Raw genomic sequence first — 8,748 nt, 5'->3', positions numbered from 1 at the left:
GACCTCAAACCCTTCTGGTATCTAGCTTTTATGAGAATTTAGCAAACCCTAATTAACTTCTTTTCATTTTCAACGTTCTGATTATTGAATCTTGAGCCGCTGTTAAATCGACTTAGCTAATAAAGATATGGGGTCCTACATCCTATCAATAAATTTTGCATTAAATTCATAATACCTCTTGCATTTGGGATTACTACTCGTATAGAATCTACTAGACTATAAAATTGGAGGTTAGACATGAGTAGATGGAAAGTTTATGTCACTAATGAGATTCCTAAACCGGCCCTCGATATGCTCGAAGAGTATTGCGACATGGAAGTTAATCGAACGGGCCATGTTCTAGAAAAATCCGTTTTATTAGAAAAGGTTAAGGGCCGAGATGCTATCTTAAGTTTGCTTACTGATCCTATCGATGCTGAGGTGATGGATGCCGCAAAAGGGGCCAAAATTTTTGCTAACTATGCCGTAGGTTACAACAATATAGATATCCCCTCCGCTACTGAAAGAGGAATTATGGTCTCTAACACACCAGGGGTTCTCACTGATACGACGGCAGAAATGGCTTGGGCTTTATTGTTTTCTGTGGCGCGAAGAGTCGTGGAATCAGATAAGTACTCCAGAATGGGAAAATATAAAGGTTGGGGTCCAATGCTTTTCTTAGGGCAGGACGTAATCAACAAAACCGTTGGAGTGATTGGTGCTGGAAGAATTGGTTTGTCCTTTGCTAAAAGGGCAAAAGCCTTTGATATGGATGTACTCTATTCAGACGTTGCAGCTAATCCGAAATTCGAAAAAGAAACCGCGGGTCAATACGTCAGTCTGGAAACTCTTCTCAAAGAATCCGATTTTGTTTCCATCCATACTCCACTTGTCCCAGAGACCTTTCATTTAATAAGTACAAAAGAGTTTAAACTAATGAAGAATACTGCAATTTTAATAAATACCTCCCGCGGTCCAGTAGTGGATGAATCCGCACTGGTGAAGGCTCTGCAATCCGGGGAAATATGGGGAGCGGGTCTTGACGTGTACGAATTCGAGCCTGAGTTCACCGAAGGACTATTGGAACTGGATAACGCTATCGTTTGCCCTCATATTGCCAGTGCCACAATCGATACCCGCACCAAAATGGGGATCATCGCTGTGACCAATATTTTAGCGGCTATGAGAGGGGAATCTCCTCCGAATTGTTTAAACCCAGAAGTATTTAAAAAATAAAATTCAACTAAATTGACATGGGAAGTGGTGTTTTAAATGAAAAAAGTATTCGCAGACAGAATGTCTTTACTTGGTACAGAAACTGCTTTTGAAGTATTGGCAAAAGCTAAAAAGTTAGAAGCTGAGGGCAAAGATGTCGTCCATCTGGAAATTGGCGAACCCGATTTTGACACCCCAAAAAATGTTATTGATGCCGCCTGCCTTGCCCTAACCAGCGGATATACACATTATACTCCCGCTCCCGGCATCCCAGAAGTCAGAGAAACAATAGCTGGATACATTCGCAATCATAAAAAGGTTGCTGCCTCTGCCGAGGACGTAGTTATCGTCCCAGGCGGAAAGCCGATTATATTTTTTTCCATCATGGCGACTGTTAATCCCGGCGATGAAGTAATTTATCCGAATCCCGGCTTTCCAATATATGAATCCGTAATTCGGTTTGTGGGAGGAACCCCTGTCCCCATCCCATTGCGAGAAGAAAATCAGTTTCGATTAGATATTAATGAACTAGCCCAGTTAATTACACCAAAAACTAAAATGCTTATTATTAATTCCCCAGGAAATCCTACCGGTGGTGTTCTCACAAGTGATGACATTAAAGCGATTGCAGACCTGGTGAGGGGAAAAGATATACTTGTTCTTTCTGATGAGATATACGATCGAATCGTGTATAGTGACACTCCCCTTCTTTCTATTGCCTCGTTGCCAGGTATGAAGGATTGGACCATTATCTTGGATGGATTTTCAAAAACCTATGCCATGACGGGTTGGAGATTGGGTTACGGGGTAATGCGCCCTGAAATTGCGGCTCGAATTGCTCAACTTATGGTCAATTCTAATTCCTGTACTTCCGCATTTACTCAAATGGCTGGGAAGGAAGCACTCACAGGACCACAAAAAGAAGTCGAAAATATGGTAGCGGAGTTTAAGAGGCGCCGTGACATAATGGTTAATGGCTTAAACTCTATTTCAGGAGTGAGCTGTCTATTGCCTGAGGGGTCATTTTACGTATTTCCTAATTTCAAGTCATTCGGTAAGGACACAAAAGAAATAGCTGATCATCTCTTGTACGATGCAGGAGTTGCTTGTCTGGGGGGCACCGCCTTTGGCTCATACGGTGAAGGATATCTACGTTTCTCCTATGCAAACTCTGTAGCGAATATCGAGAAGGCTTTAGAACGAATCGAAACTTCGTTACGTAAAATCAGATAGTCAAAATTACCCTCTTCAATTTTAGATTTAAAACCGCTGGGATATATTTAGTACCCAGCGGTTTTTCCTATCAACGAGTTCAATGTGAAAGGGCAAGTATCTTTTCCTTGTTAAAACCTACAACAGTTTCATTCCCCACCAAGAAAGTGGGAACACTATTAATGTTCCTGCTTTGCAACTCCTTTAAAGCTTCCTGATCAGTACTGATATTCTTCTCCTCAAAAGGAATATTGTTCTGCGAAAGAAACTTCTTCGCTACTGTGCAATACGGTCAGGTATTGTTGGAAAACATAATTACATTTTTCATAGTTATATCCTCCTGTTATTTATTTTATTGTTAGTATCACATAAATTTCAGTTTTCATTCCTATTATCCTATACGATTTGCATGACCTCAACACTGACTCCATGGTGAATATTCACCTTACTGTTTCGGATTGCAAGACATAATATACACTAGATAAAGTTATAATACATTATACTAAGGACTAAGGAGGCGCACTCATACCATGCTAAAGATCGCATTATGTCAACTTCCTGTTAAAGCAGATAAACGTGAAAATCTTAACCAAGCTGCAAGCATGCTGCAGGAGGCTGCATCAGCTGGGGCACAGTTAGCAGTTTTGCCAGAAATGTTCAATTGCCCGTACGATATCCATTGCTTTAGGGACTATGCTGAAAATATTCCCTCAGGGGAAACTGTGAATCACCTCTCTACCCTAGCTCGCACCCATGGTCTATTCGTCATTGGCGGGTCTATTCCAGAATTGGTCGGTGAACTCCTTTACAATACAAGCATTGTCTTTGATCCAAAGGGTGAGATTATTGCCAAGCATCGCAAGGCACACCTATTCGATGTATGTGTCAAGAATGGGATTGAGTTTACGGAGTCACAAGTACTGTCTGCAGGAAATACCACTACAACATTTGAAACACCGTGGGGTAAATTCGGTGTGGAAATATGCTATGATATCCGCTTTCCTGAATTAACTAGGAAGATGGCTAAAGAAGGGGCACTCCTCGTCATTGTTCCTGCTGCTTTTAACATGACCACCGGTCCGGCTCACTGGGAATTATTATTCCGAAGCCGTGCTCTAGATAACCAGATCTTTATGCTGGGTACTTCTCCAGCCCGCAATTCCCAGGCTTCCTATGTTGCCTACGGCCATTCCATAGCCGTCAATCCTTGGGGCCAAATACTTGCACAGTTGGACGAAAAGCCGGGAGTTCTGATAGTTGATCTTGATTTTGCTCAGATTGAAGAAGTTAGGGAGGCACTGCCAGTTTGGAAGCAAAGCAGAGAAAATCTCTACTAAAAATTGGATTTCTGATGCATGAAAACAGCCGATACTTTGAACAATTTATCCATTAGAGTGTTTTAATACACATCAAATTAAGTATTGTCTGTTCTACACTCACCTGTTATAATTCATACATATTCTTTTACGTCTCTCTCAAATAAGCTATCGCAGATGAAGCTCAAAGGAAGAACCTAAATGAAAGGAAGTATGGTAGGACGGAAAAATTATTTTTATAAACTAGGAAAAATTCAGAAAAAGAGAAAGATCTGTACTCATTATTTACACAAAAAATAAAGATTGAGGGGAAAACACAATGGTTAGAATGGTAGGTAAGAAAAAATCACTTATTCGCTTAGGGTCCATGCTGTTAATTACAGCATTAATGGCTTCAGGTTGTGGAAGTAATTCACCCGCTAAGACAGAAGATAAACCAGTTAAAGTTGGAATTATTGATACTTATACCGGCGGTGCAGCTGTATATGCCAGTGACTCTTTAGACGGTTTTAAATTAGCTGTGAAAGAATTAGCCGATAAAGGTGGTCCAAAGATCGAATTTGTTACTCGTGACGACGAATTTAAGCCGGATAAATCAACAAGCTGGGCTAAAGAACTCGTAATGCGTGAACAAGTCGACTTTTTGGCAGGAACTACGAATAGTGCAGGCTCACTAGCTGTTTCACAATATGCTAAAGAGAGCAAAGTGCCCTTCATCGTATGGGGTGGAATGAGTGAAAAAATCACGGGTGAAGCTGGACATCGTTATGTATTTAGCACTTTGCCAAATACTGCGATCATAGGAAAAGCAGGTGCCGTCCAACTCTCCAAATCCTCCTATAAAAAGGTTTGGTTAGCCGGTAGTGATTATGAATATGGTCACTCTTTGATCAATAACCTATGGTCCAATTTGACAACACTTAAACCCGATGTCCAGAAAATGGATGAATCTTGGTGGCGCGTTGGAGAAACAGACTTCACTCCATATATTAACGCTATCCGCAGCGCAAAACCTGATGTGCTGGTAGTTGGTACTGGGGGAGCAGATATGGTAGCCTTTATGAAAGCAGTCAAAGCAACCGAGCTAAATAAGGAAATCCCAGTCTGGGCACACACCAGCTACGATCCTTCCACTCTGAGACCCTTGGGAGACCAAGCTCCAGAGGGTGTCATGGGTACTAATCCTTATCTGTATAATTATCCGGACACACCAGAAAACAAGGCCTTTGCTGAAGCGTTTAAGAAGGAATATAATCGTGAACCCGCTGCATTTGCCTTATATGGTTACATGGGCGGCAAGTTCCTTGGTGAAGCGATTGCTAAAGCCGGAAGTACAGATAAAGAAAAGATCATTGACGCTATGGAAGGATTAACGATCGATACCCCGGTCGGCAAAGCAACCCTGCGAAAAGAGGATCATCAGGTGGCTATTCCCATGTCCTATGGTGTAGTTGCCAACGTTAATGGCGTCTTTACAGGCAGTGACCTTCACACCTTAAATTCCGAGGAAATTATGCCCTCTGTTGACCAAATCCTTAAGGCTCGGTCAAAATAGCATGGGGTTCGTTAATTAAGAAATAACGGGATAAATAATGGGCGGTGCTGCTAGGTACCGCCCATTTATGTAATCATTAATGACGGAGGAGATTAAGCCATGGATTTTGCTACACTCGCTAGTCAGTTTTTCATTGGACTAAGTCGCGGAATGATTTTCTTTATTGTTTCTGCAGGACTTACTCTCATCTTTGGAGTCCTAAGAATTACAAATTTTGCTCACGGTGCACTTTATATGCTAGGTGCATTTATGGCTTATTCAGTCTCAACTCTATTTGGACAAGGTCCTTATGGCTTTTGGTTAGCCCTCCTGGTTGCCCCTATCGCAGTCATGTTCATTAGTTTGGTGATCGAACGCGGGTTGCTCAGATTCATCTATAACAGGGATCATTTAATACAGATGCTCTTGACTTATTCTCTTGTGCTTATCGCGGGGGATCTGGTCAAAATAATTTGGGGAACTGAATATAAATCTATGCATATTCCTGAAGCTTTAAGGGGTTCCTTTAATCTATGGGGGGCTTCTCTTCCCTGGTATAATGCTTTCTTGCTGGTTGTCGGACCTGTTGTTGCACTCGGTTTATGGTTCTTCTTATCCAAAACTAATCTAGGTAAGATTTGTCGTGCAACAGCTACGGACCGCGAAATGGTGGATGTCTTAGGTATTAACAGTACCAAAGTATTTGCCATGGTTTTTGCTCTAGGTGGGTGGCTTGCCGGTCTGGGGGGAGCTTTAATTGCTCCAACAACCACCATCTCCATGGGTATGGATGCCAGTATTATCATTTATGCCTTCTTAATCGTGGTAGTAGGTGGCCTGGGCAATATATGGGGCGCACTCATTAGTTCAATTATTATGGGAGTTGGGGAGGCCTTTGGGATATTATTTATCCCTGGAGTTGCTATTATAATTCCTTATATTATAGCGGGTGTTCTGCTTATCCTACGACCTTCTGGTTTACTAAAATCTGCCTGGTAGAGAAAGGAACACAGATATGTCCACGAATAATTTGAAGTTAATTGAAAATCCGAAGGGAAAGTTTAATACCTATCTAGGCCTGGGTATAGCAGCAGTCGGCATTATAGTCCTTTTGCTAGCCCCTGGGTTTCTAACCCAATATTATGTCTACTTGCTAGCCACTGTTTTTACAACGGCTTTACTCGCCACAAGTTTGAATCTAGTTCTGGGATACGGCGGACTGCTTCATCTCCACCATGGCGTTTTTTTCGGAGTGGGCGCCTATACAGTGGCGATCGTTACAACCAAAACTTCTTGGCCATTTGCTGTTGCCGTCTTGCTCGCCCCTCTGGTTGCTGCACTCATAGCTTTAGTAATTGGATGGTTTTGTGTACGTTTAAGAGGCCTGTATTTCGGTATGCTTACACTCGCACTAGGTCAATTGGTTTGGGCCATTGTCTATCGCTGGAATGCACTAACCAATGGAGATAACGGAATTCATGCAATACCTGTTCCGGAATTCCTTACCTCTATCAATTCTGTCTATTATGCAACTCTTTTAATTCTAGTCATTTCTTTAATAATTCTATATATAATCACCAAATCCCCTTTTGGTCTCATGTTACTTGCTACTCGTGATAACCCTGTTCGCTCTGAAAGTGTTGGTGTCAATGTCAAAAGGCATCGCTTGACAGCCTTTGTAATTGCCGGATTCTTTGCAGGAATTGCAGGTGTCTTATTTGTCTTAGTTGAACGCTCTGTTGCCCCTTCTCTTTTATTTTGGAGCGAATCGGCAGAGGTTCTGATTATGTGTTTAATGGGTGGACTCACTGTATTTATGGGTCCAATGTTGGGTGCAGGTATTTTAGTCCTTTTATCTATGGTTGTTGGTCTGTACACAGAGTACTGGCTTCTTGTCCTTGGACTGCTGTTACTCCTTCTGGTATTGTTCTTGCCTCAAGGTATTCTTGGTTATCTTATGGAGATTTATAACAAAAGCCAGGATAAGAGAGGAGGAAATTAATATGCTTCAGGTTGAACAGCTCAAGAAATCGTTCGATGGATTCCAAGCCATTTCAGACGCTAACCTTTTGGTTCCAAAGGGTGAAGTTGTAGCAGTTATTGGTCCTAATGGCGCAGGAAAATCCACGTTATTTAATTTAATAACTGGACACTTGCAGGCGGACTCCGGCCATATCCGATTTCAAGGTAAAGAAATCACGAGTATGGCTCCCTATAAAATCTGCCATAGAGGAATGGCCAGGTCTTTTCAATTGATCAATATTTTCTCAAGTCTTACGGTTTTCGAAAATGTTCAAGCTTCAGTCATTGCTAAACATCGCTTAGATCAAAACTTTTTCAGACCTGCAAAAAAACTTTTTATTGAAGAGACATTGGAAATTCTGGACAGTTTCGGATTGTTTGATTTTAAAGATCGTTCGTGCAGTGCTTTATCTTACGGGGACCAAAAAGTCCTAGAAATTGCCATTGCCTTGGGAAGCAAACCTGAACTCCTTCTATTAGATGAGCCTACAGCTGGAATGTCATCAGAAGAAACCCGCAGAATTGTCAATCTTATTAAGCACCTATCTCGTGAAAAAGGCCTTACAATACTGCTTACTGAACACGATATGGAATTAGTTTTTGATGTTGCCCAAAAAATTATGGTACTTCACCAAGGTAAAACAATTGCTCAAGGTCTGCCACAAGACATCAGAAATGATAAATCTGTGCAAAATGCCTATTTGGGGGAAACTGGATGATGTTAGACGTTAGAGACATTCATACCTACTACGGATTAAGCCATGTTCTGTTTGGTTTATCTTTAAAGGTCAATCAAGGAGAGGTCGTATCCTTACTTGGTCGTAACGGGGTCGGAAAGACAACGACTCTCAAGAGTATTATTGGAATTACCCCGCCAAAATCCGGACAAATCTATTTTAAAGGACAAGACATTGCGAAAACCCCTACTAAGCGGATGGTTAAATTAGGAATTAGCTTTGTCCCTGATGACCGCAGGATTTTTGCAGACTTGTCTGTGCGTGAAAATCTCGAGATTGCCGATGGCATCAAAACAGGGGTTTGGAATTTGTCCAAAGTCCACGAGTTATTTCCTGTACTCAAAAGAACAGAAAACCGACGGGGTGGGAACTTAAGCGGAGGAGAACAGCAAATGTTAAGTATCGCCAGGGCCTTGCTTGGAAATCCAGAGCTTCTGATTTTAGATGAACCTACCGAAGGTCTAGCGCCTTTAATTGTAAAGGAATTGGAAGAGCAAATTATTGAGCTTCGTTCAACCGGGATATCCATTCTTTTAGCCGAACAAAACCTTAAATCTGCTTTAAAATTAGCCGATAGGTGTTATGTTCTTGAACGAGGACAGGTACGCTTTGAAGGTACCGTAGATGAGTTAGCCGAAAATGAAGAAGTGCGTTCGAAGTATTTATTGGTATAAGGAACAATTGCATTATTATATGAATGCAAAGGCCTTCCATCACTTCACCTTGAAGTTTG

General features: G+C 41.6%; 9 protein-coding genes. 8 read left to right on the top strand and 1 reads right to left on the bottom strand.

Going from position 1 to position 8,748, the window contains the following annotated elements:
- The first annotated feature begins 237 nt into the window (after positions 1-237).
- Together LJE72_RS20855 and LJE72_RS20850 are read left to right on the top strand one after the other, a co-directional pair.
- A complete protein-coding gene (locus LJE72_RS20855) occupies positions 238-1,215 on the top strand; it encodes a 2-hydroxyacid dehydrogenase (protein WP_229249917.1) in 978 nt (325 codons plus the stop codon).
- 36 nt (positions 1,216-1,251) lie between these two features.
- Positions 1,252-2,427 carry a pyridoxal phosphate-dependent aminotransferase gene (locus LJE72_RS20850; RefSeq protein WP_229249916.1) on the top strand — a complete coding sequence of 392 codons (1,176 nt, stop codon included), beginning with the start codon at positions 1,252-1,254 and terminating at the stop codon, positions 2,425-2,427.
- Positions 2,428-2,506: 79 nt separating this feature from the next.
- On the opposite strand, the gene LJE72_RS20845 is transcribed toward LJE72_RS20850, so the two are convergent.
- Positions 2,507-2,734 (bottom strand): glutaredoxin family protein, encoded by a 228-nt coding sequence (locus LJE72_RS20845; RefSeq protein WP_229249915.1) that lies wholly within the window; start codon positions 2,732-2,734, stop codon positions 2,507-2,509.
- A gap of 202 nt (positions 2,735-2,936) precedes the next feature.
- Here LJE72_RS20845 and LJE72_RS20840 point away from each other — a divergent pair, with 202 nt between their 5' ends.
- The 6 genes from LJE72_RS20840 to LJE72_RS20815 all read left to right on the top strand — a co-directional run bounded on the left by LJE72_RS20840 (position 2,937) and on the right by LJE72_RS20815 (position 8,689).
- Positions 2,937-3,743 (top strand): carbon-nitrogen hydrolase family protein, encoded by an 807-nt coding sequence (locus LJE72_RS20840; protein WP_229249914.1) that lies wholly within the window; start codon positions 2,937-2,939, stop codon positions 3,741-3,743.
- A 298-nt stretch (positions 3,744-4,041) separates the two neighbouring features.
- A complete protein-coding gene (locus LJE72_RS20835) occupies positions 4,042-5,277 on the top strand; it encodes an ABC transporter substrate-binding protein (protein ID WP_229249913.1) in 1,236 nt (411 codons plus the stop codon).
- 99 nt (positions 5,278-5,376) lie between these two features.
- Positions 5,377-6,255: a branched-chain amino acid ABC transporter permease gene (locus LJE72_RS20830; protein ID WP_229249912.1), complete on the top strand. Its 879-nt coding sequence runs from the start codon at positions 5,377-5,379 to the stop codon at positions 6,253-6,255.
- Between the two features lie 16 nt (positions 6,256-6,271).
- Positions 6,272-7,258, top strand: a complete 987-nt coding sequence (locus tag LJE72_RS20825) for a branched-chain amino acid ABC transporter permease (protein WP_229249911.1) — start codon at positions 6,272-6,274, stop codon at positions 7,256-7,258.
- Between the two features lies 1 nt (position 7,259).
- Positions 7,260-7,997, top strand: coding sequence for an ABC transporter ATP-binding protein (locus LJE72_RS20820; protein ID WP_229249910.1), 738 nt, complete (start codon positions 7,260-7,262; stop codon positions 7,995-7,997).
- Positions 7,994-8,689 (top strand): ABC transporter ATP-binding protein, encoded by a 696-nt coding sequence (locus LJE72_RS20815; protein WP_229249909.1) that lies wholly within the window; start codon positions 7,994-7,996, stop codon positions 8,687-8,689. The genes LJE72_RS20820 and LJE72_RS20815 overlap by 4 nt, the downstream gene beginning before the upstream one ends.
- Positions 8,690-8,748 lie beyond the last annotated feature (59 nt).

Origin of the sequence: Desulfosporosinus shakirovi (genome assembly GCF_020595055.1) — a bacterium.
Classification (GTDB): Bacteria; Bacillota; Desulfitobacteriia; order Desulfitobacteriales; family Desulfitobacteriaceae; genus Desulfosporosinus; species Desulfosporosinus shakirovi.
The sequence above is the reverse complement of the archived record's forward strand: the minus strand, read 5'-3'. Positions and strand labels throughout refer to the sequence as shown.

What these genes read in the sequence shown, in the direction of transcription:
- LJE72_RS20855 (WP_229249917.1), top strand. Translation starts at nt 238, where the DNA reads ATGAGTAGATGGAAAGTTTATGTCACTAATGAGATTCCTAAACCGGCC.
- LJE72_RS20835 (WP_229249913.1), top strand. Translation starts at nt 4,042, where the DNA reads ATGGTTAGAATGGTAGGTAAGAAAAAATCACTTATTCGCTTAGGGTCC.
- LJE72_RS20840 (WP_229249914.1), top strand. Translation starts at nt 2,937, where the DNA reads ATGCTAAAGATCGCATTATGTCAACTTCCTGTTAAAGCAGATAAACGT.
- LJE72_RS20820 (WP_229249910.1), top strand. Translation starts at nt 7,260, where the DNA reads ATGCTTCAGGTTGAACAGCTCAAGAAATCGTTCGATGGATTCCAAGCC.
- LJE72_RS20815 (WP_229249909.1), top strand. Translation starts at nt 7,994, where the DNA reads ATGATGTTAGACGTTAGAGACATTCATACCTACTACGGATTAAGCCAT.
- LJE72_RS20825 (WP_229249911.1), top strand. Translation starts at nt 6,272, where the DNA reads ATGTCCACGAATAATTTGAAGTTAATTGAAAATCCGAAGGGAAAGTTT.
- LJE72_RS20850 (WP_229249916.1), top strand. Translation starts at nt 1,252, where the DNA reads ATGAAAAAAGTATTCGCAGACAGAATGTCTTTACTTGGTACAGAAACT.
- LJE72_RS20830 (WP_229249912.1), top strand. Translation starts at nt 5,377, where the DNA reads ATGGATTTTGCTACACTCGCTAGTCAGTTTTTCATTGGACTAAGTCGC.